Genomic DNA, 24,855 nt, shown 5'->3' with positions numbered 1-24,855 from the left:
CATGGCTGTCTACAACTACGACGTGGTGGTACTGGGTTCCGGCCCGGCGGGAGAAGGCGCGGCAATGAACGCCGCCAAAGCGGGGCGCAAGGTCGCGATGGTCGACAGCCGTCGTCAGGTCGGCGGCAACTGCACCCACCTCGGCACCATCCCGTCCAAGGCACTGCGTCACTCGGTGCGGCAGATCATGCAGTTCAACACCAACCCGATGTTCCGCGCGATCGGCGAGCCACGCTGGTTCTCCTTCCCGGACGTGTTGAAAAGCGCCGAAAAAGTCATTTCCAAACAAGTCGCATCGCGCACCGGCTACTACGCCCGTAACCGCGTCGACGTGTTCTTCGGCACCGGCAGCTTCGCCGACGAGCAAACCATCGAAGTGGTCTGCGGCAACGGCGTGGTCGAGAAGCTGGTGGCCAAGCACATCATCATCGCCACCGGTTCGCGCCCGTATCGCCCGGCGGACATCGATTTCCACCACCCGCGCATCTACGATAGCGACACCATCCTCAGTCTCGGTCACACCCCGCGCAAACTGATCGTTTACGGCGCTGGTGTAATCGGCTGCGAATACGCATCGATCTTCAGTGGTCTGGGTGTGCTGGTCGAGCTGGTCGACAACCGTGGCCAGTTGCTGAGCTTCCTTGACTCGGAAATTTCCCAGGCGCTGAGCTACCACTTCAGCAACAACAACATCACCGTGCGTCACAACGAAGAGTACGACCGCGTCGAAGGCGTGGACAACGGCGTGATCCTGCACCTGAAATCCGGCAAGAAGATCAAGGCCGACGCCTTGCTCTGGTGCAATGGCCGTACCGGCAACACCGACACGCTGGGTCTGGAAAACATCGGGGTCAAGGTCAACAGCCGTGGCCAGATCGAAGTCGACCAGAACTACCGCACCTGCATAGAGAACATCTACGGCGCCGGTGACGTGATCGGCTGGCCAAGCCTGGCCAGTGCCGCCCACGACCAGGGTCGTTCGGCCGCTGGCAGCATCGTCGACAATGGCAGCTGGCGCTTCGTCAATGACGTGCCGACCGGCATCTACACCATTCCGGAGATCAGCTCGATCGGCAAGAACGAGCAGGAGCTGACCCAGGCCAAAGTGCCGTACGAAGTCGGCAAGGCCTTCTTCAAGAGCATGGCGCGGGCGCAGATTGCCGGTGAGCCGCAGGGCATGCTGAAGATCCTCTTCCACCGCGAAACGCTGGAAGTGCTCGGCGTGCATTGCTTCGGTTATCAGGCGTCGGAGATCGTTCACATCGGTCAGGCGATCATGAACCAGCCGGGCGAGCTGAACACCCTGAAGTATTTCGTCAACACCACGTTCAATTACCCGACCATGGCCGAAGCCTATCGGGTAGCGGCGTACGACGGCCTCAACCGGCTTTTTTGACGGGCTCCGGCCGGTGGCCTGAGCCGGCCGGGGAGACCGATTTCAGCAATTCTCAAGGGTGGCAGTGGCCAAACCGGGAAAGTCTGTAATCAGGCTGTCAACGCCGAAGTCGGCGAGTCTGCGCATCAGTGCAGGCTCGTTGACGGTCCACACCGACACATGCAGGCCCTGACGCTGCGCCTTTTGCAGGCGTTCCGGCGTACACAGCGTCCAGTTCAACGCGAGAATTTCGCAACCGTAGCTGGCCGCCACCTTCAACGGATCGAGCCAGGCGTATTCGGCCACCAGGCCACGGGATACGTCCGGTACCAGGTCCAGCGCTGCCTTCAAGACTTCCCGTGAACTCGAGGTGATCGTCACCTTGTCGAGCAGGCCATGCCGTTGAGCCATTTCCCGAATCGCCAGCACGGTAGTCGCCGCGCGGGTGCGTGAAGCGCTTTTGACTTCCAGCTGCCAGTGCTCGAAATCACATTTCTCGAACAACTCTTCCAGCGTCGGAATCGGGCACGGCTGGATCCAGCCCGGGCCACCCTTGCGCGCGTCGTAGGTCACCAGTTCGGCGGCGGTGTGCTCGACGACTTTGCCGCGACGGTCGGTGGTGCGTTTGAGCGTCGGATCATGGATGACCATCAGCTCGCCGTCCTTGGACAGGTGCAGATCCAGTTCGCAGCGGCGCACGCCGTGCTTGAGGCATTCCTGAAAGCTGCTCAGGGTGTTTTCCGGTGCTTCGCCCTTGGCGCCGCGGTGGCCGTAGATGAGGGTCACGGTGCTTCCTTAAGTTAAATGCCTGATTCGTTCTGTTCGCGGGCCAGACGGCGTTCCTGAGCCTGCTTTTGCAAAATGTAGCGAGCGAGCAACTGGCGCTGGGCATCGGTCGGGCGCTCGAACTCGGTGCCGACGTCATAGCCATCGCCCTTGGGATCGCAATGGGTGACCCGGGCACGCAGCAGCAGGCCAAGCGCCTGCGGCATCAGTACCAGTTTCACCGACAGGTGTGCGCCGGTGGCAATCGGGGTCGGGTACTGAAAGTCGATCCCGCCCTCGGAGATGATCACCGGCTGCGGCTCGCCGATGTGTCCGAGCACCGTCAGGGCGATTACCTGGCTGAGCAGGTCGATGCGTTTGTTCTGCGATTTGAGGAACGCGGCGATGGCGCGGTCGCGCTCGCTGATCTGTCGCAGCAGGTGCTGCGACTCGAATTCGCTCAGGTGCAGTTCGCTGAGCAGGTTGAAGAGTGGGGAAGCATCCTGCAACACTTCCTGGCCTGCGGCTTCGGGAGCGGACAGGGGCCGAATTTCCAGTGCGATCGTGTCCTCGATACGGTAGTATTCGCGGCGATCTTCTTCATCTAATGTCGACATGGCGAACCCATGGTAGCGGCGGTGGTCTGAGTGTAAAGCTGGTTTTCGACCCCCGCCACAAGGACGTTCCTTTTCCCTCCGAACAAGCCCCGACATGTTCAGACCTCTCTTCGTATTTATCGGCACGCGTTATACCCGTGCAAAGCGTCGCAATCATTTTGTGTCATTCATTTCCCTGACTTCGATGATCGGGCTCGCCCTTGGCGTGGTCGTGATGATCGTTGTGCTGTCGGTGATGAACGGCTTCGACCATGAGATGCGCACCCGCGTGCTGGGCATGGTGCCCCACGCCACTCTCGAGACCGGCGAGCCGATCAATGACTGGCAGAGCCTGGCCGACAAGGTCAAGCAGAACCGGCAGGTGACGGCGGTGGCGCCGTTCACCCAGATGCAGGGCCTGCTGACCAACAACGGTCAGGTTTCCAAGGTGTTGCTCAATGCCATTGATCCTGCGCTCGAGCGCAATGTGTCGATCATCGACAACTTCATGAAGCAGGGCAAACTCGACGACCTGACACCGGGCAGCTTCGGCATCGTCATCGGCGACAAGGCCGCGACCAAGCTTGGCGTTGGCATCGGCGACAAGGTCACTTTCGTCGCACCGGAGGTCAGCGTGACCCCGGCCGGGATGTTCCCGCGCATGAAGCGCTTCACCGTGGTCGGGATTTTCCATGTCGGCGCCGGTGAGCTCGACGGCTACCTCGGCGTGACCAATCTGCAGGATCTGGCGAAAATGCACCGCTGGAAAGCCGATCAGGTGCAGGGCCTGCGGCTGAAGTTCGACGACCTGTTCCGGGCGCCGCGCGAGGCGTGGAACATCGCCCAGCAGCTCGGCGAAGATCGTTACTACGCCCGCGACTGGACCCGCACCCACGGCAACCTGTATCAGGCGATCCGCATGGAAAAAGCCATGATCGGGCTGCTGTTGCTGCTGATCGTCGCCGTCGCCGCGTTCAACATCATTTCCACGCTGGTGATGGTGGTGAACGACAAGAAGGGTGACATCGCCATTCTGCGTACCCTCGGCGCCACTCCGGGCACGATCATGCGCACGTTCATGGTTCAGGGCACGGTAATCGGCGTGGTCGGCACGGCGATCGGCGCGGTGGTCGGGATCCTCGCGGCACTGAATGTCAGTGCGGCCATTTCGGCGCTTGAAGGGCTGATCGGCCACAAGTTCCTTAATGCTGACGTGTATTTCATTGATTATCTTCCTTCGCAGGTACAGAGCCAGGACGTCGTCATGGTCTGCGCCGCTGCGTTGGTCCTGAGTTTCCTCGCCACCCTGTATCCCGCCTGGCGTGCCGCGCGCACCCAGCCGGCGGAGGCGTTACGTTATGAGTGAGTCGGGCATGAGTGAACAAGCAATTCTGAGCTGCCGTAACCTGGGCAAATCCTACGAGGAGGGTCCTGAGTCGGTACAAGTGCTGGCCGGCCTGCAACTGGAGTTGCACCCGGGCGAGCGTGTGGCGATCGTGGGTAAATCCGGTTCCGGCAAAAGTACCTTGCTCAACCTGCTCGGCGGCCTCGATACGCCGAGCAAGGGCAGCGTCTGGCTCGACGGTGAAGAACTGTCGGCGTTGAGCGAGAAGAAGCGGGGCCTGCTGCGCAATCGCGCGCTTGGTTTCGTTTACCAGTTTCACCACCTGCTGCCGGAATTCACCGCGCTGGAAAACGTCTGCATGCCGCTGTTGATCGGCAAGACCGCCATCCCGGAGGCGCGCCAGCGTGCCACGGCATTGCTGGAGCGCGTCGGTCTTGGCCATCGTCTGGAACACAAACCGGCGGAACTGTCCGGCGGCGAGCGTCAGCGCGTGGCCATCGCCCGTGCCCTGGTCAACAACCCGGGGCTGGTGATGCTCGATGAGCCAACCGGTAACCTCGACCTGCACACCGCCGAAGGCATTCAGGATCTGATGCTGGAGCTGAGCACTTCGATGCGCACAGCGTTCCTGGTGGTGACGCACGACATGAACCTGGCTCGCCAGATGGACCGCGTCCTGCAGTTGCAGGAAGGTTGCCTGACCCCCATCTGACTGGCTGAAACCCGGCGCCCGTAACGGTGCCGGGTCTTTTATTTCTATACGGTGCCCCAGCGAATGTTCAGACCGTTATCGATCTTTATCGGCACGCGCTATACCCGCGCCAAGCGCCGCAATCGCTTTGTTTCGTTCATTTCGATGACCTCGATGATCGGCCTCGCCCTCGGCGTGCTGGCGATGATCGTCGTGCTGTCGGTGATGAACGGCTTTCAGCGCGAAATGAGCTCGCGCATCCTCGGCATGGTGCCCCATGCGACCATCGTTGGCGTCAAGCCGATCGATGACTGGCAGCCAGTGGCCGCCGCTGCGATGAAAAATCCCGAAGTGACGGCCGCCGTGCCGTTCACCGAAATGGAAGGCATGCTGTCCTACAAGGGTTCGATGCAGCCGATTCAGATCAGCGGCGTTGATCCGGCCCAGGAAGGCAAGGTGTCGATCGTTGCCCAGCACATCGTCCAGGGTCGTCTGGATGCCTTGAAGCCGGGTGAATTCGGTGTGGTGATCGGTGAAATCACCGCGCGGCGTTTCCGCCTCAATGTCGGCGACAAGATCACTCTGATCGTCCCGGAAGTCAGCACCGCGCCGGGCGGTATCACCCCGCGCATGCAGCGCCTGAATGTGGTTGGCGTGTTCAAGGTCGGCGCCGAGCTGGACGGCTCGATGGGCCTGATTCACGTCGCCGACGCCGCGACCATGCAGCACTGGCAACCGAATCAGGTGCAGAGCGTGCGTCTGGCGGTCAAGGATCTGTACGCCGCGCCGAAGGTGTCTGCGGACATTGCCGGTGGCCTCGGCGCCGACTTCAAGGCTGACGACTGGACTCACACCCAGGGCAGCCTGTTCAGCGCGATGAAGATGGAAAAAACCATGATCGGCCTGCTGTTGCTGATGATCGTCGCGGTGGCGGCGTTCAACATCATCGCGACGCTGATCATGGTGGTGAACGACAAGGGCGCCGACATCGCCATCCTGCGCACCATCGGCGCTACGCCCCGGCAGATCATGGCGATCTTCATGGTGCAGGGCACGGTGATCGGTATTGTCGGCACCATCATTGGCGGCGTGCTGGGCGTGATTGCGGCGCTCAATGTCAGCGAACTGGTCGGCTGGGTCGAGCGTGTGACCGGCCAGCATATCTTCAGTTCGGACGTGTATTTCGTCAGCAACCTGCCCTCGGAATTGCAGGGTGGGGATGTGCTGTTGATCTGCTCGGCGGGTTTCATCCTGAGCTTCCTGGCGACGGTGTATCCGGCGTGGCGGGCGGCGAAGATCGAACCGGCGCATGCCTTGAGATATTCGTAAGCGACTCCATGCTCGTTCCCACGCTCTGCGTGGGAATGCCTCAACGGACGCTCTGCGTTCGGCTCTTGAAGGGACGCGGAGCGTCCCGGGCTGCATTCCCACGCAGAGCGTGGGAACGATCAGGTCCGAGGCAACTCGATCACAAACCGCGTCCAACCCGCTTCAGATTCACAACGAATCTGCCCGCCATGTGCCCGCACGATCGACTGAGTAATCGCCAGCCCCAACCCCGCATGCTCACTGCTGCCTTCCTGCCGCGCCGGATCCGCTCGATAGAAGCGGTCGAACAGACGTGGCAGTAATTGCGCGGAAATACCCTCGCCACTGTTTTCGACGCAGACGCGCACGGTTTCCCCCTCGTCGACGATGCTCAAGCGCACATAACCCTCGGCCGGGGTAAACCGCAGTGCGTTATCCAGCAGGTTCGACAAGGCCCGGCGCAACATGCCGCGATCACCTTCGATACGCGCCTCACCTTCACGGCTCAAGCTCACGCCAGCGTCTTCCGCCAATGGCGCAAAAAACTCCAGCAACATGTCGGCCTCATCCGCCAGCTCCAGTGGTTCGCGCTTGGGCATCAGCAAGCCGTGGTCAGCCTTGGCCAGGTAGAGCATGTCGTTGACCAGTTGCGCCATCCATTGCAGTTCTTCGAGGTTGCTGTGCAGCGCTTCGCGGTAATCCTCCAGTGCCCGGGGGCGGGTGAGGGTGACCTGGGTGTGGGTCAGCAGATTCGACAACGGTGTGCGCAGTTCATGGGCGATGTCGGCGGAGAACGCCGAGAGGCGCTGAAACGAGTCGTCGAGGCGTGCGAGCATGGCGTTGAAGCTGTAGGCCATTTCTGCAAGCTCTGGCGGCATCTTCTCTTCAGGCAGTCGGGCATTCAGCGATTGCGCAGAAATCCCACGGGCCACCGCGCTCATCCGCCGCAACGGGCGCAGACCGCTGCGCGCGGCCCAGGCCCCGAGCACGGCAGTGGCCAGCGCCGACAGGCCGACGGTCAGCCAGATCAGATGCTGCATGCGCGTAAGAAAATGCTGGTGATGGGTGATGTCCAGCAGCAGCGTCAGTTGCGGCGAATCCGCTGTGTCCGGATAGAGCGGGGCGCGCAGCACGCGGTAATCGGTGCCGTCATGGCTGATGGTCGACAGGCCTGTTTGCAGCGGCAGATTCTTCGGAATCTGCACCGAGCTGTCATACCAGTGCTGACCGTCGCCACTGGTAATGCGCAACGACAGATCCGCCTGACGGCTGAGTTCATCGGCCAGCCGCGCCTCGCGCTGGGCAGGTTGGAGATCCTGCAAGGCGCGGCGCAGGCCGATCAGTTTCGTCTCCAGTTGTTGCTGGTCAAGCTCGATGAAGTGCGCCTCGCTGGCGCGGTCGAACAGCACCCCGGCGAACAGCGAGACCACCGCAGTGCAGGCGGCAAACAACAGCGCCAGGCGCGTGCTCAAGGACAGGCTACGCATCACAGCGAACGCTCTTCGAGCACGTAACCCATGCCGCGCACGGTGTGGATCAACTTGTTGGGGAAGTCATCGTCGATCTTCAGGCGCAAGCGGCGGATCGCCACTTCGATGACGTTGGTGTCGCTGTCGAAATTCATGTCCCAAACCTGCGAGGCGATCAGCGATTTGGGCAGGACTTCACCCTGACGGCGCAGGAGCATTTCCAGCAGGGCGAATTCCTTGGCGGTCAGGTCGATGCGCTGGCCGCTGCGTTCGACCCGGCGGCGGATCAGATCCAGGCGCAGATCGGCCAGTTGCAGGCTGGTTTCCTGGGCAATTGCGCTGCCGCGTCGCAACAGGCTGCGCACCCGGGCGAGCAATTCGGAGAAGGCGAATGGCTTGACCAGATAATCGTCGGCGCCCAGTTCGAGGCCGTGAACCCTGTCCTCCACGGCGTCTTTGGCGGTGAGAAAAAGTACCGGCGTTTCGAGGCCAGCGCTGCGCACCGCTTGCAGAATCTGCCAGCCACTGCGCCCGGGCAGCATCACATCGAGGATCAACAGCGCGTAATCGCCGCTCAAGGCCAATTGCTGGCCGCTGATGCCATCGGCCACCAGCTCGGTATTGAATCCGGCCTCGGTCAGGCCCTGACGCAGGTATTGGCCGGTTTTCGCTTGGTCTTCGACGATCAACAGTTTCATGGGCGACTCGGGCTGCTTCGGGATGAAAAAGGGCGAGGGCGTTATACCGTGAGATCCGGCGATAAGCGCCAAGCTGACAAAGTTGTAATCTGCCTGTCAGGTCGATGCCAGCACTGGGTGGTTAGAGTTTCCCACAGGCTGAACCTTGTCTCGTTGGAGTACGACCATGTTTTTGCGCACCTCGCTGAAAATAGCCACCTGTCTGCTGGCATTGAGTTCGCCAGCCTGGGCGGCACCCGCGCACACCTTCGCCTTCGGCCAGCCGGCAGCGGCGAGCCAGGCTACGCGCAGTATCGAAATCGTCATGGGCGACATGAACTTCGACCCGAAAGCCATACAGGTCAAGGCCGGTGAGACGGTTCGCTTTGTACTGGTGAATAAAGGCCAGTTGCTGCATGAATTCAACCTCGGTGATGCGGCGATGCATGCCAGTCACCAGCAGGAAATGTTGCAGATGCAGCAAAGCGGCATGCTAACGCCGACAGGCATGAAAGAAATGTCCCACGACATGGCGGGCATGAATCACGCGGCGATGGGCCACGGCATGCAGCATGACGACCCCAACAGCGTGCTGGTCGAGCCCGGTAAAACCGCCGAGTTGACCTGGACCTTCAGCAAGGCCACGGCGCTCGAGTTTGCCTGCAATATCCCCGGGCATTATCAGGCGGGCATGGTCGGCAAACTGACAGTCAGTCAGTAAGCACTCAAAGGCGCGGGCAAAGGCTGGTAGAATCCGCTGATTCTTCAGTCAGGTTTCCGCCATGCATCCCGCAGCCGAACATTCGCCGCTGGGCAAATCCAGCGAATACATCGCCACGTACACGCCGTCCCTGCTGTTCCCGATTCCGCGCACCGCGAAATGGGCCGAGCTGGGCCTGACCGCCGAAACCCTGCCGTATAAAGGCGTGGATTTCTGGAACTGCTTCGAGCTGTCGTGGCTGCTGCCCTCGGGCAAACCGGTGGTGGCGATCGCTGAATTCAGCATCCCGGCGGACTCGCCGAACATCATCGAATCGAAGTCGTTCAAGCTCTACCTCAACTCGCTGAACCAGACGCCGTTCGCCGACGTTGCCATATTGCAAGCGACGCTGGTCAAGGATCTGTCCGCCGCTGCCGGCAAACCTGTGGGCGTTCGGGTTCGCAGTCTGAAGGACGTCGAAGCCGAAGGCGTGGTGGCGTTGCCGGGCGTGTGCATCGACGATCTGGATATCAGCGTGAGCAACTATGAGCATCCGCGTCCGGAGCTGCTGCGTTGCGACAATTCGCGCGTGGTCGAGGAGAGCGTGCACAGCCACCTGCTCAAATCCAACTGCCCGGTGACCAGCCAGCCGGACTGGGGCAGCGTCGTGGTGGAATATCGCGGCGCGGCGCTGGATCACGCCAGCCTGCTGGAGTACATCGTCAGCTTCCGCCAGCATTCGGACTTCCATGAGCAATGCGTTGAGCGGATTTTCCTCGATCTGCAGCGGTTGTTGAAACCTGAAAAGCTCACCGTGTTTGCACGTTACGTTCGCCGGGGTGGGCTGGATATCAATCCGTATCGCAGTACCGAAAGCGTACAACTGCCGAATCATCGGCTCGTACGTCAATAAAGATCCTGAATGTGCGACATCCAATGTGGAAGCGAGCCTGCTCGCGAATGCGGTGTGTCATTCAACGATGATGTCGACTGACACGACGCCTTCGCGAGCAGGCTCGCTCCCACAAGGGCTTGCATGCACATTTTGCAAATGAAAAAGCCCTGCCATCGCTGGCAGGGCTTTTTTGTGCGGCGGGGCGTCAGATGCCCATGCTGCCCAGCGCGTTGACGATGTTGCGCAGGGTGCCGGCGATCGCCGGGTGTTCGACTTCGAAGCGCTCCACTGCCAGGTTCACGCCATCGGCGATGCTTGCGTTCTGGGTGGCAGTTTCCAGCTGGATCTCCGATTCGATCTGCGCCATCAGCGCATGCAGATCTTCACGCTCGGCTTCCGACAGCGGTGGATTGTGTTTCAGCTGCTCGCGCAGTGTATCGAGCTGTTTTTGCAGTTCTTGGGCGGGCATGGTGGTTTCCTTTTTATCAATAGGCACTGGCATTGACCGCAGCCACGCGCCAAAGGTCTATGGCTGACCTTTAGATTAATCCACTCTCGGTAAACCTGCATGACGCCGGTCAGGGCTTTTCGCCTTTGGCGCGGCGCAAGCTGATGTCGGCGAGGCAGGCGTCCAGTTCGCCGAGATGATCGATTACCGAATGCACGCCCAGGCCGAACAACTGCACGGTTGCCTTGCCGCGCAACTTTTCGCGTTCCTTTTGCGAGAGCGCCTGCCACTCGCTCGGGCTCAGGCCGCATAGCGAGCCACAGGACGCCAGGCCAATCGTCCATAACCCGGCATTCAGACCGGCCTGTAACAGGCGCGGCTCACCACTGACCAGCACGCAACCGTCGAGGCGGTCGATGTTCAAACTCATCAACGCCTGCCAGCACGCGTTGGGCGCTGGCCATGGATTCATTGTTGCTGAATGTTGCGTCGGTTTGATCCAGTCCGGCAGCGACGCGGCCAGTGGCTGAGCGAGGGCAGGGGGCAATTCGTCGAGCCACGCGCAGGGAATTCCCTGGCGCTGCAAACTTTTCAGGCTATCGAGTGCGCCCGGTGTAGTTTTGGCATGTTCCGGCTGGGCGTTGAGCTCTCGCGCGGCGCGGGCACCGAAATCCACCAGGCAACCGCTCAGGCCGAACAGCACGGCAGTCAGGCCGGGCGCGGCGACGGGCAAGGTTTCGGCGTGAGTCATGGCAACGTCCCTGAAATAACGCTCAAGACTAAGGCACTGGGGTGACAGTTGCATGACAGGCGGGTGAAAGCCTGCGTAGGAAACTTCCTGCATATCGTTGCAGCGGCGCACTGCCCAAATCGCCGTTTACGCTTATACTAGCGGCCTTAATGCCCGGGCCGAGAGGACCGCGCCAGTATCGAATCCAAGGAGTTTTTCTATGCGCTGGAGCCCTTCGCTCACTCAGCTAAGTGTATGTGCCAGCCTGTTGCTGGCGCCGTTCGCCACCCAGGCGGCCACCGAAGAAGACCCTTGGGAAAGCGTCAACCGGCCGATTTTCCAGTTCAACGACTTCGTTGACACCTACGCGCTGAAGCCACTGGCCCAGGGTTATGAGTTCATCACCCCGCAGTTCGTTGAAGACGGCATTCACAATATGTTCCGCAACGTCGGTGACGTGACCAACCTGGCGAACAACATTCTCCAGGCCAAACCGGCTGCGGCGGGCGTTGATACCGCCCGACTGATCTTCAACACCACCTTCGGTCTGCTCGGCTTCTTTGATGTCGGCACCAAGATGGGCTTGAACCGCAGCGACGAAGACTTCGGTCAGACCCTCGGTTACTGGGGCGTGGGCAGCGGCCCGTACGTTATGCTGCCGCTGATGGGGCCGAGCACCCTGCGTGACGCACCGTCGAAATATGTCGACAGCTTCACCGGCGCGTACCGCTACATCGACCACGTGCCGACGCGTAACTCGATCTTCGGCCTGAACATCGTCGACACCCGCGCCAGCCTGCTGTCGAGCGAGAAGCTGATCAGCGGCGACAAATACACCTTCATCCGCAACGCTTACCTGCAGAACCGCGAGTTCAAGGTGAAGGACGGTCAGGTCGAAGACGATTTCTGATTTCGACCGGCGACAGAAAGGCGACCCTCGGGTCGCCTTTTTTGTCCGCGCCAGAGCGTCGCCTGCGACTGCCACTACCTTCCATCGGGTTACCTTTGGAGCGGTTCTTATAACTCCCGGTGATTTGACAAACAAAGTCGTCAAGCGACAATCGGCGCATGCTTGAAACGCTCTGCGGATGGGAGTACCGTCTGCGCCTTAGAAGGGCACCTCTGTTTAAAACCGCGCGCCAGGCGAATGCTTGAAAGCGCTGCAACAGAGAGGCTAGAAAGCGAATCCAGTAGTCTGCGCAGGGCCGTTGCCCCGCTCACTACGCCAACCTAATTCTGGCGCCGTTTGCCCACATGCCAAAAACCAGTGCCACGCTGCTGATAATCGATGATGACGAGGTAGTGCGCGCGAGCCTCGCGGCCTATCTGGAAGACAGTGGTTTCAGCGTCCTGCAGGCCGGCAACGGTCAACAGGGTCTTCAGGTATTCGAGCAAGACGAGCCCGATCTGGTCATCTGCGATCTGCGCATGCCGCAGATGGGCGGTCTCGAACTGATCCGTCAGGTTACCGAGCGCTCACCGGAGACGCCGGTGATCGTGGTCTCGGGTGCCGGGGTAATGAACGACGCAGTCGAGGCCCTGCGCCTGGGTGCGGCGGATTACCTGATCAAGCCTCTCGAAGATCTGGCTGTGCTCGAGCACTCCGTGCGCCGGGCCCTGGATCGTGCGCGGCTGCTGCTGGAAAACCAGCGCTACAGCGAGAAGCTGGAAAAGGCCAATCGCGAGCTTGAAGCCAGCCTGAACCTGCTCCAGGAAGACCAGAACGCCGGTCGCCAGGTGCAGATGAACATGCTGCCGGAAAGCCCGTGGAGCATCGACGAATTCAACTTTGCCCACCAGATCATCCCGTCGCTGTACCTGTCGGGTGATTTTGTCGACTATTTCCGCGTTGACGAGCGCCGGGTCGCGTTTTATCTGGCGGATGTTTCCGGGCATGGTGCGTCATCAGCCTTCGTCACCGTGCTGTTGAAGTTCATGACCACGCGTCTGCTCTTCGAATCGAAACGCAGCGGTACCTTGCCGGAGTTCAAACCTTCGGAAGTGCTCGGTCATATCAACCGGGGGCTGATCAGTTGTAAGCTGGGTAAACACGTCACAATGGTCGGTGGAGTCATCGACGAGGAGACCGGTTTGTTGACCTATAGCATCGGCGGCCATCTGCCTTTGCCTGTGTTGTACACGCCTGACAGTGTTCGTTATCTCGAAGGCCGTGGTCTGCCGGTGGGGCTTTTCAACGAAGCCACCTACGAAGACCACGTGCTTGAGCTGCCGCCGACGTTCAGCCTGACGCTGATGTCTGATGGCATTCTGGACCTTTTGCCGGAAGCAACGCTCAAAGAAAAAGAGGCTGCTTTGCCCGAACGGGTGAAGTCAGCGGGCGGCAGCCTGGATGGTCTGCGGCAAGTGTTTGGTTTGGCCACGCTAGGGGAGATGCCGGATGATATCGCCCTGTTGGTGTTGAGCAGGAATCTTTAATGAGTACCGGTAGAATCCAGTTCGCCGAGCAGGACGGCACCTTTGTCCTGAAGTTCGTCGGTGAAGTTCGCCTGACCCTGTGTTCGGCGTTGGATGCGACTATTGAGAAAATCTTCACCGCGCTGAATTTCAACGCGATCGTGATCGATTTGACCGAAACCCGCAGCATCGACAGCACCACCCTGGGCCTGCTGGCCAAACTGTCGATCCTGTCGCGGCAGAAGGTCGGCCTGTTGCCGACGGTTGTCACCACCCACGAAGACATCACTCGGCTTTTGCAGTCGATGGGCTTCGAGCAGGTGTTCAACATCGTCAACCACCCGGTGCCGTGCCCGGAGTGCCTGGACGACCTGCCGGATCAGGACCAGTCCGAAGAAGTGGTGCGAATCAAGGTGCTGGAAGCGCACAAGATTCTCATGGGCCTGAACGATTCCAATCGTGAAGCGTTTCATGATCTGGTCAATGCCCTGGAAAGACACTGACCTCATGAATTGATGGTGTCTGGGCTGGCCTCATCGCGGGCAAGCCCGCTCCCACAATGATCGCGTGAAACCTCAAACTTAGGTTCTCCACATACCCTGTGGGAGCGGGCTTGCCCGCGATGGCGTCGGGTCGGTCGATACATTTATCAGTGCAGGCAAATGAAAAAGGGCGAACCCTCACAGGTTCGCCCTTTTTGCGTTCTACAAAATCAAATCACAGCTTGGCCTGCAGCAACGCTTCCAGCTTCTCCTGGTCGCGGGCGAACTGACGGATGCCTTCAGCCAGTTTCTCGGTGGCCATCGCGTCTTCGTTGGACAACCAGCGGAATTGCGCTTCGTTGAGGCTCAGACGTGCTTCACCGGCATTGCCCGGCGCCAGTTTGCGTTCCAGCTTGCCGGTGTCGGCGGCGAGCTTCTCCAGCAGTTCCGGGCTGATCGTCAGGCGATCGCAGCCAGCCAGTTGCTCGATCTGGTTGATGTTACGGAAGCTCGCGCCCATGACCACGGTCTTGTAGTCGTTGGCCTTGTAGTAGTTGTAGATGCGCGTCACCGACTGCACGCCCGGATCATCGGCGCCGGTGTAGTCGTTGCCGTTGGCCTTCTTGTACCAGTCGTAGATACGGCCCACGAACGGCGAAATCAGGAACACCCCGGCATCGGCGCAGGCGGCGGCCTGGGCGAAAGAGAACAGCAGGGTCAGGTTGGTCTGGATGCCTTCCTTCTCGAGGATCTCGGCGGCGCGGATGCCTTCCCAGGTCGAGGCGATCTTGATCAGCACGCGGTCACGGCCAACGCCGGCCTTGTCGTACAGCTCGATCAGGCGATGCGCACGCTTGAGGATCGCATCCTGGTCGAAGGACAGGCGCGCATCCACTTCGGTGGAGATGCGGCCTGGAACCACGTTGAGAATTTCCTTGCCCACTGCGACGCCGAAACGGTCGCTGGCCAGGCCTACATCGCCCTTGCAGTCGCGAACGCAATCGTTCAGCAGTTCGGCGTAACCGTGAATCGCCGAAGCCTTGAGCAGCAGGGAAGGGTTGGTGGTGGCATCGGTCGGTTTGACTCGGGCGATCGCTTCGAAGTCGCCGGTGTCGGCAACCACGGTGGTGAACTGTTTGAGTTGTTCCAGCTTGGAAGTCATGGGCGTGCTCTATCCTATGGGTCTGAAGACATTACCCGAGCGCTGACGGGCACTCAAGGGTGCATTGGTGGATCGATGGCCCCTGCGGCAACAACCTGAAAACGATTGTTTGAAAGGCGGGGCGCGGTGTCGCTGAATACGATGCCAAAACAGCCCACAGGTTCAAAGCAACCGACCTGTGAACAGGCCGGTCGCCCAACGCCTACTCAGCGTTCAACACACCTTCCACGGACAACCGCGCCGGTTTTGGCTGGCCGTCAGAGGTGAGAAAGCCGAAGTTCTTCTCGCGATCGTTGCTGCCGGAATCACTGTTCCGCCATTCATAGATAGAGGTCAGCGGAATATTGAGGCGTTTAACGTCGGTAATAAACGCGTTGATCTTGGTCGCTTGCCCCTCAGGACCACCGTTGGAGGCGAGGGCCGAAACCCCCCATTCACTGATGACCCCCGGCAGATTGAAGTTCTGCTGGATGAAGGTCTGCGCGTTGCTGATCTGCGTGGCGGTCATGCCGTAAGGGTGGTAGGACACGGCGTTCAAGCATTTGGGGTAATCGCTGACGATGCTTTTCAGCGCCACCGTCGACGCCGAGCCCGCGCTTGGCGGCCGGGCGAAGCCGAAACCGACCCGTGGTGTCGTCTGTGGCTGAGCTTCGAAGGCCTTGCACATGCCGGCCATGAACGGCACGAACGTTGTATCGAAATTGCGCGTCGGCCAATAGGTTTCCAGGTCCGGTTCGTTCCATATTTCGATCGCCACCAATTGCGAGCTCGAGGATTTTTCCAGCCCGGTCACGGTGTTGGCGAACTTACCGCCGGCGGCGTTCAGTTCCTCGGGCGAAGTGGCCGGCAGTGCCTTGATCGCGCGCACCGTCAGCAGCACCGGCAGGCCGGCGGAAGCGGCGGCGGCGAAGGCGTCGCTGACCTGTTTCTGATAAGTCTTGGCGGTGAGGCTGTCGCTCCACACGCCGAAGCGCACAAAGCTGAAGCCTGCCGCTTTGATCTGCGCGGCATCGGCGGCGGTGAAACTCTGGATTTTCACCTGCACGCCGATGGTTTTTGCTGGAAGGTTGGGGAACAGCTCACTGGCGTGAACCTGGCTGGTGGCACCGAGCGCCATCAGGGCGAGGGCGGCGAGTTTATTGCGCTGTGCTGTTTTCATGTCTGCTCTCCTGAAGAGAATGACAACTACGAATATTTATCCCGTTACTCAATTTCCGATAACGGTGATGGCACTAAGTGCGCGAATGTTATTTTTTGTCAGGAAAACAGTAACTGAAAATCACAGTTATTTTTAGTCCGCTAATTGTGGTTGGGGCGGCTTAAAACGCTGTGGTACTTAATGTTCCTGTACTAACAGGGCGAAGCTATTTCTGAGTGCAGGAAAGTCGTGAGGGTTCATTAACTTTCGCGACATGTTGGCTGTTTGATATTACACAGGAAAGCAAGACTTGTTCAAAAAGATCCTCGTTGTCTGCGTGGGCAATATATGCCGAAGTCCGACGGCCGAACTGCTGCTGCGCAACGCGCTGGGGCCGTCCGCCATCACGGTGTCCTCCGCCGGCCTGTCCGCCCGCGTCGGCGAGGGCGTGGAGGCCTCGGCGCGGCAGGTTCTCGAAGAACACGGGCACCGTGCCGAGGCCTTCAAGGCGCGGCAACTGACTTCGGACATCGTCAATGACTCGGACCTGATCCTGGTCATGGAAAAAGCCCACGTCAATCAAGTGCTGAAGATTGCCTCGCACGCCCGAGGCAAAGTGTTTCTGCTCGGCAAGTGGCAGAGCGAGCGCGAAATACATGATCCGTATCGTCAAGGCAAAGCCGCGTTTATTCATGCCCACGCATTGATCGAAGATGCTGTTAGTTCATGGGCGAAGCGTCTCGGGCATTGATGAATATTCTTCAGAACAGCAAATGGTAAGAACAGACTTATGCAGTTACCGTCCGTAATCGGCACCCGCGACAATGATCAAGACAGTATTGATCTGCTCGGCATCTTCGGCAGCCTGATCGACCAGAAGTGGCTGATCGGCGCGCTGACGGGCGCCTTCATGGTCACCGGCGTCGCCTATGCGGTTCTGGCAACGCCGGTGTACCTGGCGAACGCGCTGGTGCAGGTCGAACCGAAAAAGAACGACATGCTCGGTTTCTCCGACCTCAACAGTATGCTCGGTGGGCAATCGCCGTCGGTGACCGAAATCGGCATCATCAAATCCCGCGCGGTGATCGGCAAAACCGTTGACGACCTGCGCCTGGATATCGACGTCACGCCCAACACGTTCCCGTTAATCGGCGGCTTTCTTTCGCGGCGTTATCGCGGAGACAGCGAGACCGGGTCGCGCCGCCGCGTTTCGGCTTGAACAGTTATGCCTGGGGCGGTGAACGTCTGGAATTCACTCGGCTGCAATTGCCGAAAGACCTGCTCGGCAAGAAACTCACCCTGATCGCCGGCGAGCAGCAGCGTTTTCAGCTGTTCGATGAAAACGACAATCTGCTCGCCGAAGGCGTGGCCGGCGAAGCGTTTGCCAACGATGGCGTGGAAGGGCAGATCGCGCACTTTTCGGCCAACCCCGGCACGCGCTTTCAGGTGGTGCGCAATCCTCGGATTGTGACCATTCAGGGCTATCAGGACGCGCTGGATATCTCCGAACAAGGCAAAGAGTCGGGGATCATTCGTCTGGCGCTGGCCAGCTCGGACGCGGCCGAGGCGGTGAAGATTCTCAACAAGATCGCCTCGCTCTACGTCGAACAGAACGTACGGCGCACTTCGGCGGAAGCCGCGCAGAGCCTGGCGTTTCTGCAAAGCCAGTTGCCCCAGGTCAAGCGTGATCTGGCCAAGGCCAGCGACGCCTTGAATGCCTACCAGACCCACGGCAAGACCGTGAACATTTCGCTGGAAACCCAGTCGGTGCTGGGCCAGTCGGTGGCGCTGGAAACGCGCATTTCCGAGCTGAAAATGCAGCAGGCCGAACTCGATCGCAAGTTCACCAAACAGCACCCGGCGTATCGCGCCTTGATGACGCAGATCGGCGAATTGACCCAGCAGCAGAAATCCCTCGAAGGCAAGGTTCAGGACTTGCCGGCCACCCAGCAGGAATTGCTCAACCTGACCCGCGACGTCGAAGTGGCCTCGCAGATCTACACGCAGTTGCTGAACAAATCCCAGGAGCTCGACATCGTCCGCGCCGGGGCTGTTGGCAATGTGCGCTTGATCGACACTGCCGATGTCGACCTGACCAATCCGATCAAACCGAAGAAACCACTGATCGTGCTGATCGCGACATTGCTCGGCGCGTTTGTCGGCGTGGCGCTGGTGCTGCTGCGCAAATCCCTCAGCCGTGGCCTTGAAGGCCCGGAAGGCATCGAGCAGTTGGGCCTGCCGGTTTACGCGTCGATTCCCTACAGCGCCTTGCAGGAAGAAGAGGACAACAAAAAGGGCCGCGCCCGCGATGGCGTCGACAAACCGGCGTACCTGCTGGCGCTGCGCAATCCGACCGATCTGTCGATCGAATCGATCCGCAGCCTGCGCACCTGCCTGCACTTTGCCGGGCTCGATTCGACCAACAACCGCATCATGATTTCCGGGCCGAGCCCGCAGGTCGGCAAGACCTTCGTCTCGTCCAACCTTGCGGCGGTCATGGCCCTGAGCGGCCAGCGCGTGGTGCTGATCGATGCCGACATGCGCAAAGGGCACCTGCACAAAACCCTCAACACGCCGATCAGCAATGGTTTGTCCGACCTGCTGGTCAAGCGCTGCACCCTTGAGCAGGCGATCAACAAGGTCGAAGTCGACAACCTGCATTTCATCAGCCGGGGGCAAGTGCCGCCCAATCCTTCCGAGCTGCTGATGCACGCCAACTTCCGCGAACTGCTGGCGCAACTCAGCGAATTGTATGACCTGGTGATCATCGACACGCCGCCACTGCTGGCAGTGACTGATGCCGCCATCGTCGGTCGCGAGGCCGGCATCAGCCTGATCGTCACCCGCTTCGGGGTGAACCCGGCCAAAGAGATCGAACTGACCATTCGCCGCTTCGCCCAGAACGGCATCGAGTTGAAAGGCGCGGTGTTCAACGGCGTCGAGAAACGTGCGGCCAGCTATTACGGCGGCACCGGCTATTACAACTACGAATACGCGTCCGACAAATCCTGATGGTTGCCGATTGTTCTTTCCTGTTTGAAGTGGGTGAGTTGTGAAAAAAATACTGCACGTGGCAGAGACGATCAAAGGTGGCGTGGCGACGGTGATCCGCACGATCTCGGCATCCCCAGAAGACGACGCAGCGAATTATCAACTGGTCTATCTGGTGCCCGAGGATCAGGCCAAGGAGCTGCACGGCATCGCCCCGCAGCAGGTGCGCACCTTTCCACGTAGTGGCCGCAACGTGCCGTCGCTGCTGCGTTTCGCCTGGCGTCTGAGCCAGGTGCTGCTCAAGGAAAACCCCGACGTGGTGCATTTGCACAGCACCTTTTCCGGGGTGATCGGCCGTGTGGTGTGTGTGCTGTTGCGACCATGGCGCAAGCCGAAAATCGTCTACTGCCCGCATGCGTTTTCGTTCCTGATGGAAAGCTCGCCGACCAAGCAGAAGGTCTACGCGTGGATCGAGCGCGTGCTGCAGAAAGTCACCGACGTGATCATCTGCGTCAGCCAGTACGAGCTGGATAAAGCCGCGCGTTTCGGTATCGAGCGCAAGCGCATGAAGCTGATCTACAACGGCATTCATCACAAGGATGACGCGCCAAAAACCGCTGGCGCCGAGCCGATTCATCTGCTGTTCGTCGGGCGCCTGGATTACCAGAAAGGCTTCGACGTGCTGCTCAAGGCCTACGCCAAGGTCAATCGCAACGACCTCAAACTGACGGTGGTCGGCAGTGCGGTCAACGAAGATTCGGTCGAGTGCCCGCCGATGGATTCGGTCGAGTACCTGCCGTGGGTGACCCCGAGTGAAGTGCAGGCGCTGTATCAGAAAGCCGATGCGCTGATTGTGCCGAGTCGCTGGGAAGGCTTTGCCATGGTGCCGCTGGAAGGCATGGCCATGGGGCTGCCGGTGATTGCCAGCAACTGCACTTCACTGCCGGAACTGGTCACCAATGAAGTGTCCGGCTACGTCTTCCCCTCCGGCGATCACCAGGCGCTGGCCGACGTTTTGACGATCATCCAGAAGCCGCGCCTGCTCGACCTCGGCAACGAAGGCCGGAGCATTGTCCGCGAACGTTTCAGCGCCGCGTTGATGATCCGCCAGACCTACGACCTGTATCACGCTCCCACTTATTAAGTAGAACTCAAGCTTATGAACGTAACGATTTTGCATGGCTACAGTGCGTCCAACTCCGGTGACGGTCTGCTCGTCGATCTGGCCATTGCTCTGGTGCAGCGTAACTTCGGTGACGACACCGCGATCAGTGTCGTGGCGTCCGACCCCGAGTCGTTCAACTACTTGCCGCACCCGCGTTTCGATGCGCCGGTGATGGCGGCCAAGGGTCTGGGGCGGGTCAAGCAAGCGGTGTTTCTCAATCAGTCCTACGCCGGGCTCGCCGATCTGCTGAAGAAAACCGATCTGATCGTCGGTGTCGGCGGCGGTTACATGCGTTCGAAAAGCGCCTTCGAGCACATCAAGCTGAAGCTCGGCCATGCCAAGCAACTGGAAACCGCGATTCTCAGCAAAGTGCCGTCGGTGTACCTGCCGCAGAGCATCGGCCCGTTCCACGGCGAGAGCAGCAAGATCGTCGAACACTACGCCAGCGCCGATGCGGTGTTCGTGCGTGACAACCGTTCCTCGGCCATCTTCGATGCTTGCGAAAACGTCTACCGCGCGCCGGATCTGGCGGTGCAGTCGCTGGCGAGCAAGATTCTTCAGCAACCGAAATTCACTCGCTGCGCCGCCTCGCCGGCGACGGTTTGCGTAGTGCTGCGCAAGCCGCCGGAATGGAGCAAAGAGAAGAAGGTCGCCTACGTGGCGAATCTGAAACTGCTGTTGCAGCGTCTGAAGAACAAAAGCAAAGTGGTCTGCGCCGTGCAAAGTGCGGTGCGTGGCAACGATGACGGCGCGTTCTACCGCGAGCTGGGCATCAACGAAGACCTGCTGTCGCTGAAGGCAACCATCGCCAAATACCAACCTGACCTGGTGATCTCGGTGCGTCTGCACGGCGCCATCGAATCGCTGCTCTCCGGCGTGCCGGCGTATCACATCAGCTACGAGCGCAAAGGCTTTGGCGCCTACCAGGACATGGGCGTCGAGGACTGGGTGATCAATGGCGGCGACATCGACGTCGACACCATCATCAACACCGTTTACGCGCCCAATGCCTTGGCTGATTTCGGCAAGCGCCTGACCGACACCTGCCGCGAAATCGAAGCGAAAACCGTGGCCATGGACGAAATCATCAAGGGTGTCGTTCGATGATATTTCGGCTGTTGCTTCGGGGCGGAGCCTTGGGCGCAAAGTTCTTGCTGGTGTTGGCCATCACCCATTACCTCGGTTACGAGGCGCTGGGTTTTTACGGTGTGGTGGTCGCGGCTTCGCTGATCGCTTCGAAGTTCTACAGCGTCGGCTTCAGTTCCGAGATCAACCGTTTGATCAGCGTCGGCGGCAGCTCGCGGCGGGTGGTCGACAAGGTTCTGCTGCTGTATCTGGCGGTGGGGCTGTTGTTGTCGGTACTGACGGTGCTGGTCTATTCGCTGTTCCAGTCGGTGGAAGCGACCGCCACGCTGATCCTGTGCGTGACCCTGGTGCTGCTCACCGAGCACCTGTCGTTCGAAATCAATTCCTTCGTGTTTTCTGCGCAGAAAGCCACCGCCGGCGCCTTGCTGTTCTTCATCAAGACCGGCCTGTGGGCGGTGTTGGCGGTGGGCGGCATGGTGCTCGGCTGGGTCGCGGGCATCGCCAGTGTGTTGTGGCTGTGGGTCGCCGCCAACGTGCTGGTGATCATTGCGGGTTACCTGATCGTGGTGAACGTGCACAAGGGCCGCGAAGCAGCGACGCTGGACACCGCGACGGTGTGGAAGGCCGGGTTGCCGTTCTATCTCGGCACCGGTCTGATCGCCCTGAGTCAGTACGCCGAGCGCTTTCTGATCATCGACCTGGAGCCCTACGCCAGCCTCGGTAAATATGTGTACGCGTGGTCGGCGGCCAACACTTTGCAGGCGTTGTCGTATGCGGTGGTGGCGGTGGTCGGCATTCCGGTGTTGGCCAAGCGTTTCCAGGCCGATCAACAGGCGTTCACGGTCAGGCAACTGTTCGTCAACAAATGGGTGATGCGCTCGCTAGCGGTCTCCGCCGTTGTGGCCGTGGCGATCTATGTGTTTTTCAATGTGCTGCTCGATTACGTCGCCGCCAGCGTGCCGCGTCCCGATAACGCGATTCTCGCGGTGCTGATTTTTTCCTTCGCGTTGCGGGCGATTGGCGACATCGTCTGGGGCGGTTTGATTGCTTCGAAAAACAGCCGGGTGTCGCTGGCCAGCGCGGCGCTCTGCCTGCTGATTTCGGTGCCGGTCAGCTATGTGCTGATCAAGCATTACTCGATCTACGGCGCGGCGTGGGGCAATGTTTTCGCCATCGTCGTGCAACTTGGTGTGATTGCAGTGTTGACCCGTGTCACCGGCGCAAAAGAAGGCTGCGCTGTCATGGGCCTGAAACTGCCGCGCATCGAGTTTCGCGGGCGCACATTCGATTCGTCGATTTCCTTTCTGATCCTGTTCACCGGACTGTTTCTGTCAGTGGCGATGCCGCTGTTGGTGCCGCGTGATCCGGGGCCGGATGCGATGACCTTGTGGTCGTCGTATGCGCGTGCCGACAACTGCAATTTCTGGAACCCGTTCTCGCCGGATCGCTCGTCCTACGAGTGTTCGGCGTTCCTGCTGCGGCCCACCGGGATCAATCTGACCAATGCCTGGGCCTACGGCATGTTCTGCAATTTCTTCCTCACCGCAATTCCGGTGGTGGTGTTTCGGCGCATGCCGTTGACCATTTTCGGCACCCTGTGCCTGTGGGGCATCGTGCGCTCGTTTTTCCTCGAGAACCTGACCAAGGAAATCATCGTGTCGGTGGCGGTGTTGAGCATTCTGCTCAGCGCATTGACGCGCAAATATCGCGGCGGTTTTTTCCTCTCGGCGGTGATTTACGGCGTGCTGATCCGGCCGTACTGGATTCTGTTTTCGCTGTCGTGGGTCGGCGTCTGCGTGATGAAAAAGTACGTCTCGCGCTTCACCTTCTTTCTGATGCTGTTTCTGTTTTATCTGGCGGTGGCCATGGCCATTCAGCTGGCGCTGGGCTTTCCGGTGTCATCGATCCGCGCGAGCAACAACGAGCTGCGCACGGCGGGCGAGGAGGGCTCGAAGTCGCTCATCGTCTCGTGGCTCAGCGGCAGTGACTTCGTCTCCCAGGCACTGGATTCGATGATCATTTTCTTCCGCCTGTCGTTCCCGGTTGAGCTGATTCTGCTGTCCGGGCCGGGGCAGGTGATCTTCGTTGCGCTGATGATCATGACCGCGCTGCTGCTGTTCAAGGTCATCACTTCGACCGACTACAAGGGCGCGCCGATCCAGACCAAACCCAAGGAACTGATCGCGATTCCGCTGGCGTTTCTGTTGGTGCAAGGCTTGTTCGAGCCGGACTTCGGCTCCTTTGCCCGACACTTCTCGATGGTCGTGCCGGTGTTGTTCGTCGGCCTGGGCTTGATGCTGCGCGCGAACAAACCGGTGCAGGTCGAATCAAGAATTCTCACTTAAGGCAGGTGCTCTATGTCGAGCAAGAAAAAATCCCTGGAGATCGAAACCCTGCGCGGCCTGGCGTGCCTGCTGCTGGTGCTCTATCACGTCATCGGCCCGCTGGGCGGCGGCTTGAAGATCGACATCGGCTCGCTGTTCCGGGTCATCGCCGACTCGATGGTGTACGTGCGCATGCCGCTGTTCACGTTTATCTCCGGCTACATCTATTCGATCTACAAGATTCGCGGCAATGACTTTTCCGCCTTCTTCGCTGGCAAGGTGCGGCGGCTGATCGTGCCGCTGTTCTGCGTCGGCGTGCCGTTCTCGGTGCTGCAAGCGGTGGGTCCGGGGGTGAACAAGGACGTCGGCGTGATCGACGCGTTGTTGTCGTTCTGGGTACCGATCAACCACTTCTGGTTCCTGCAGGCGGTGTTCAGCATTTTCATCTTCGTCGGCTTGCTGGAATGGCGTGGCCTGCTGCGTTCAGCAACGCGGCTGTATGGCTTGTTTGCGTTTGCGGCGGTGTTGTTCCTGCTGCCGCCGTTGCCGCTGGATGCGTTCGGTATCAACGGTGCAATTTACCTGCTGCCGTTTTTTGTTGCAGGGATGATCGGTCAGGAAAATGTCGATGTTTTGAAGCAGCGTTTCAAAGTGATCGGGCCGTTATTGTTTGTGCTGATCTCGCTGACGTTGCTGTACGTCGCGGCGATTGATCGTGAGCTGATTGTCGATCGCCGCAGCCTGATTGGTTTGACGGTGGGTTGTGTGTCTTGCATCGCGTTGCTGTCGAGTGACATGCGCTCGAAAGCGCTGACCTGGCTCGGCGGGTATTCCTATGCGATTTTCCTTTTTCATGTGCTGTTCGCAGCGACCTCGCGGTTTGTCCTCGGGCGCCTCGGCGTGAAGGATGAGAGCTTGCTGGTGCTTGGTGGTCTGAGTTGTGGATTGCTCGGGCCGGTGCTGTTGGCGATGGTGTTCAGCCGGTTCAATTTCACCTCGGTGTTGTTCCTTGGCGAACGTGCGGCGAAGAAGAAAGCACCGGTGATTGTCGCTCCGGTGGTGCAGACGCAGAACAGCTGAAAGCTTCGCGAGC

General features: G+C 59.8%; 22 protein-coding genes and 2 pseudogenes. 15 read left to right on the top strand and 9 right to left on the bottom strand.

The features are described from left to right. Position 1: 1 nt before the first annotated feature. Entirely contained in the window at positions 2 to 1,396 is a 1,395-nt protein-coding gene (gene sthA, locus AB4O12_RS12530) for a Si-specific NAD(P)(+) transhydrogenase (RefSeq protein WP_039760770.1), read from the top strand. Between the two features lie 42 nt (positions 1,397 to 1,438). On the opposite strand, the gene AB4O12_RS12525 is transcribed toward sthA, so the two are convergent. Beyond that, on the bottom strand, positions 1,439 to 2,161 hold the full coding sequence (locus AB4O12_RS12525) for a glycerophosphodiester phosphodiesterase (RefSeq protein ID WP_041477331.1): 723 nt from the start codon (positions 2,159 to 2,161) through the stop codon (positions 1,439 to 1,441). 14 nt (positions 2,162 to 2,175) lie between these two features. Continuing rightward, positions 2,176 to 2,757 (bottom strand): PilZ domain-containing protein, encoded by a 582-nt coding sequence (locus AB4O12_RS12520; RefSeq protein WP_016775478.1) that lies wholly within the window; start codon positions 2,755 to 2,757, stop codon positions 2,176 to 2,178. A gap of 94 nt (positions 2,758 to 2,851) precedes the next feature. On the opposite strand from AB4O12_RS12520, the gene AB4O12_RS12515 reads away from it, so the two are divergent. The 3 genes from AB4O12_RS12515 (at position 2,852) to AB4O12_RS12505 (ending at position 6,101) form a co-directional block, all read left to right on the top strand. Then, positions 2,852 to 4,102 carry a lipoprotein-releasing ABC transporter permease subunit gene (locus tag AB4O12_RS12515; RefSeq protein WP_460062175.1) on the top strand — a complete coding sequence of 417 codons (1,251 nt, stop codon included), beginning with the start codon at positions 2,852 to 2,854 and terminating at the stop codon, positions 4,100 to 4,102. Then, positions 4,095 to 4,793, top strand: coding sequence for a lipoprotein-releasing ABC transporter ATP-binding protein LolD (gene lolD, locus AB4O12_RS12510; protein WP_024013628.1), 699 nt, complete (start codon positions 4,095 to 4,097; stop codon positions 4,791 to 4,793). The genes AB4O12_RS12515 and lolD overlap by 8 nt, the downstream gene beginning before the upstream one ends. Before the next feature lie 63 nt (positions 4,794 to 4,856). Continuing rightward, positions 4,857 to 6,101, top strand: coding sequence for a lipoprotein-releasing ABC transporter permease subunit (locus tag AB4O12_RS12505; RefSeq protein ID WP_024013627.1), 1,245 nt, complete (start codon positions 4,857 to 4,859; stop codon positions 6,099 to 6,101). Positions 6,102 to 6,220: 119 nt separating this feature from the next. Here the strand turns inward: AB4O12_RS12505 and AB4O12_RS12500 are convergent, their stop codons facing one another. Next, the gene (locus AB4O12_RS12500) at positions 6,221 to 7,567 is read right to left on the bottom strand and encodes a heavy metal sensor histidine kinase (RefSeq protein WP_406226869.1); all 1,347 of its coding nucleotides are present in this window, start codon (positions 7,565 to 7,567) and stop codon (positions 6,221 to 6,223) included. Beyond that, positions 7,567 to 8,247, bottom strand: a complete 681-nt coding sequence (locus AB4O12_RS12495; protein WP_130903103.1) for a heavy metal response regulator transcription factor — start codon at positions 8,245 to 8,247, stop codon at positions 7,567 to 7,569. Before AB4O12_RS12495 ends, AB4O12_RS12500 begins: the two co-directional genes overlap by 1 nt. A 166-nt stretch (positions 8,248 to 8,413) precedes the next feature. Between AB4O12_RS12495 and copI the strand changes: the two genes are divergently transcribed. Next, positions 8,414 to 8,947 (top strand): copper-resistant cuproprotein CopI, encoded by a 534-nt coding sequence (gene copI, locus AB4O12_RS12490; RefSeq protein WP_056791490.1) that lies wholly within the window; start codon positions 8,414 to 8,416, stop codon positions 8,945 to 8,947. A gap of 61 nt (positions 8,948 to 9,008) precedes the next feature. Beyond that, complete coding sequence (queF, locus tag AB4O12_RS12485; RefSeq protein WP_095182378.1) at positions 9,009 to 9,839, top strand: NADPH-dependent 7-cyano-7-deazaguanine reductase QueF; 831 nt, start codon at positions 9,009 to 9,011, stop codon at positions 9,837 to 9,839. Between the two features lie 26 nt (positions 9,840 to 9,865). Here the strand turns inward: queF and AB4O12_RS12480 are convergent. The 3 genes and pseudogenes from AB4O12_RS12480 to AB4O12_RS12470 form a co-directional block, all read right to left on the bottom strand. Further along, a pseudogene (locus AB4O12_RS12480) lies at positions 9,866 to 9,970 on the bottom strand (metal ABC transporter ATP-binding protein); the annotation flags it as partial. A 56-nt stretch (positions 9,971 to 10,026) separates the two neighbouring features. Then, complete coding sequence (locus AB4O12_RS12475) at positions 10,027 to 10,290, bottom strand: DUF4404 family protein (RefSeq protein WP_150741251.1); 264 nt, start codon at positions 10,288 to 10,290, stop codon at positions 10,027 to 10,029. 109 nt (positions 10,291 to 10,399) lie between these two features. Continuing rightward, positions 10,400 to 11,020 (bottom strand): phosphatase, encoded by a 621-nt coding sequence (locus AB4O12_RS12470; protein WP_056791481.1) that lies wholly within the window; start codon positions 11,018 to 11,020, stop codon positions 10,400 to 10,402. Positions 11,021 to 11,219: 199 nt separating this feature from the next. Here AB4O12_RS12470 and AB4O12_RS12465 point away from each other — a divergent pair, with 199 nt between their 5' ends. From AB4O12_RS12465 to rssC, 3 genes are all read left to right on the top strand, one after another. After that, positions 11,220 to 11,909 carry an MlaA family lipoprotein gene (locus AB4O12_RS12465; protein WP_016775470.1) on the top strand — a complete coding sequence of 230 codons (690 nt, stop codon included), beginning with the start codon at positions 11,220 to 11,222 and terminating at the stop codon, positions 11,907 to 11,909. 344 nt (positions 11,910 to 12,253) lie between these two features. Further along, positions 12,254 to 13,435, top strand: coding sequence for a two-component system response regulator RssB (gene rssB / locus AB4O12_RS12460; RefSeq protein WP_041477317.1), 1,182 nt, complete (start codon positions 12,254 to 12,256; stop codon positions 13,433 to 13,435). Further along, positions 13,435 to 13,917, top strand: coding sequence for an anti-sigma factor antagonist RssC (gene rssC, locus AB4O12_RS12455; RefSeq protein ID WP_003226553.1), 483 nt, complete (start codon positions 13,435 to 13,437; stop codon positions 13,915 to 13,917). Before rssB ends, rssC begins: the two co-directional genes overlap by 1 nt. Before the next feature lie 214 nt (positions 13,918 to 14,131). On the opposite strand, the gene tal is transcribed toward rssC, so the two are convergent. Together tal and AB4O12_RS12445 are read right to left on the bottom strand one after the other, a co-directional pair. Beyond that, positions 14,132 to 15,058 (bottom strand): transaldolase, encoded by a 927-nt coding sequence (gene tal / locus AB4O12_RS12450; protein ID WP_016775468.1) that lies wholly within the window; start codon positions 15,056 to 15,058, stop codon positions 14,132 to 14,134. Between the two features lie 202 nt (positions 15,059 to 15,260). Continuing rightward, entirely contained in the window at positions 15,261 to 16,217 is a 957-nt protein-coding gene (locus AB4O12_RS12445) for a glycosyl hydrolase family 5 (RefSeq protein WP_460062167.1), read from the bottom strand. Between the two features lie 289 nt (positions 16,218 to 16,506). On the opposite strand from AB4O12_RS12445, the gene AB4O12_RS12440 reads away from it, so the two are divergent. The 6 genes and pseudogenes from AB4O12_RS12440 to AB4O12_RS12415 all read left to right on the top strand — a co-directional run bounded on the left by AB4O12_RS12440 (position 16,507) and on the right by AB4O12_RS12415 (position 24,842). Next, complete coding sequence (locus AB4O12_RS12440) at positions 16,507 to 16,947, top strand: low molecular weight protein-tyrosine-phosphatase (RefSeq protein WP_150741248.1); 441 nt, start codon at positions 16,507 to 16,509, stop codon at positions 16,945 to 16,947. A 39-nt stretch (positions 16,948 to 16,986) separates the two neighbouring features. Next, a pseudogene (locus AB4O12_RS12435) lies at positions 16,987 to 19,208 on the top strand (polysaccharide biosynthesis tyrosine autokinase). Between the two features lie 40 nt (positions 19,209 to 19,248). Continuing rightward, positions 19,249 to 20,331: a glycosyltransferase gene (locus AB4O12_RS12430; RefSeq protein ID WP_150741246.1), complete on the top strand. Its 1,083-nt coding sequence runs from the start codon at positions 19,249 to 19,251 to the stop codon at positions 20,329 to 20,331. 15 nt (positions 20,332 to 20,346) lie between these two features. Continuing rightward, positions 20,347 to 21,459: a polysaccharide pyruvyl transferase family protein gene (locus AB4O12_RS12425; RefSeq protein ID WP_041477306.1), complete on the top strand. Its 1,113-nt coding sequence runs from the start codon at positions 20,347 to 20,349 to the stop codon at positions 21,457 to 21,459. A gap of 1,220 nt (positions 21,460 to 22,679) precedes the next feature. Next, positions 22,680 to 23,783: a hypothetical protein gene (locus AB4O12_RS12420; RefSeq protein ID WP_056791467.1), complete on the top strand. Its 1,104-nt coding sequence runs from the start codon at positions 22,680 to 22,682 to the stop codon at positions 23,781 to 23,783. Positions 23,784 to 23,795: 12 nt separating this feature from the next. Then, positions 23,796 to 24,842, top strand: a complete 1,047-nt coding sequence (locus AB4O12_RS12415) for an acyltransferase family protein (RefSeq protein ID WP_406226866.1) — start codon at positions 23,796 to 23,798, stop codon at positions 24,840 to 24,842. The last annotated feature ends 13 nt before the right edge of the window (positions 24,843 to 24,855 follow it).

It is taken from the genome of Pseudomonas sp. S2_A05 (genome assembly GCF_054668485.1).
This window is presented reverse-complemented; position numbering and strand designations above follow the sequence as displayed.

Bases quoted from the DNA above. Each gene is read 5' to 3' on its own strand.
- AB4O12_RS12445 (WP_460062167.1), bottom strand. From the start codon at position 16,217: ATGAAAACAGCACAGCGCAATAAACTCGCCGCCCTCGCCCTGATGGCG.
- copI (WP_056791490.1), top strand. From the start codon at position 8,414: ATGTTTTTGCGCACCTCGCTGAAAATAGCCACCTGTCTGCTGGCATTG.
- AB4O12_RS12475 (WP_150741251.1), bottom strand. From the start codon at position 10,290: ATGCCCGCCCAAGAACTGCAAAAACAGCTCGATACACTGCGCGAGCAG.
- AB4O12_RS12415 (WP_406226866.1), top strand. From the start codon at position 23,796: ATGTCGAGCAAGAAAAAATCCCTGGAGATCGAAACCCTGCGCGGCCTG.
- AB4O12_RS12500 (WP_406226869.1), bottom strand. From the start codon at position 7,567: ATGCGTAGCCTGTCCTTGAGCACGCGCCTGGCGCTGTTGTTTGCCGCC.
- AB4O12_RS12520 (WP_016775478.1), bottom strand. From the start codon at position 2,757: ATGTCGACATTAGATGAAGAAGATCGCCGCGAATACTACCGTATCGAG.
- queF (WP_095182378.1), top strand. From the start codon at position 9,009: ATGCATCCCGCAGCCGAACATTCGCCGCTGGGCAAATCCAGCGAATAC.
- lolD (WP_024013628.1), top strand. From the start codon at position 4,095: ATGAGTGAGTCGGGCATGAGTGAACAAGCAATTCTGAGCTGCCGTAAC.
- AB4O12_RS12515 (WP_460062175.1), top strand. From the start codon at position 2,852: ATGTTCAGACCTCTCTTCGTATTTATCGGCACGCGTTATACCCGTGCA.
- rssB (WP_041477317.1), top strand. From the start codon at position 12,254: ATGCCAAAAACCAGTGCCACGCTGCTGATAATCGATGATGACGAGGTA.
- AB4O12_RS12505 (WP_024013627.1), top strand. From the start codon at position 4,857: ATGTTCAGACCGTTATCGATCTTTATCGGCACGCGCTATACCCGCGCC.
- AB4O12_RS12420 (WP_056791467.1), top strand. From the start codon at position 22,680: ATGGGCCTGAAACTGCCGCGCATCGAGTTTCGCGGGCGCACATTCGAT.
- AB4O12_RS12495 (WP_130903103.1), bottom strand. From the start codon at position 8,247: ATGAAACTGTTGATCGTCGAAGACCAAGCGAAAACCGGCCAATACCTG.
- rssC (WP_003226553.1), top strand. From the start codon at position 13,435: ATGAGTACCGGTAGAATCCAGTTCGCCGAGCAGGACGGCACCTTTGTC.
- AB4O12_RS12465 (WP_016775470.1), top strand. From the start codon at position 11,220: ATGCGCTGGAGCCCTTCGCTCACTCAGCTAAGTGTATGTGCCAGCCTG.
- AB4O12_RS12470 (WP_056791481.1), bottom strand. From the start codon at position 11,020: ATGACTCACGCCGAAACCTTGCCCGTCGCCGCGCCCGGCCTGACTGCC.
- tal (WP_016775468.1), bottom strand. From the start codon at position 15,058: ATGACTTCCAAGCTGGAACAACTCAAACAGTTCACCACCGTGGTTGCC.
- AB4O12_RS12425 (WP_041477306.1), top strand. From the start codon at position 20,347: ATGAACGTAACGATTTTGCATGGCTACAGTGCGTCCAACTCCGGTGAC.
- sthA (WP_039760770.1), top strand. From the start codon at position 2: ATGGCTGTCTACAACTACGACGTGGTGGTACTGGGTTCCGGCCCGGCG.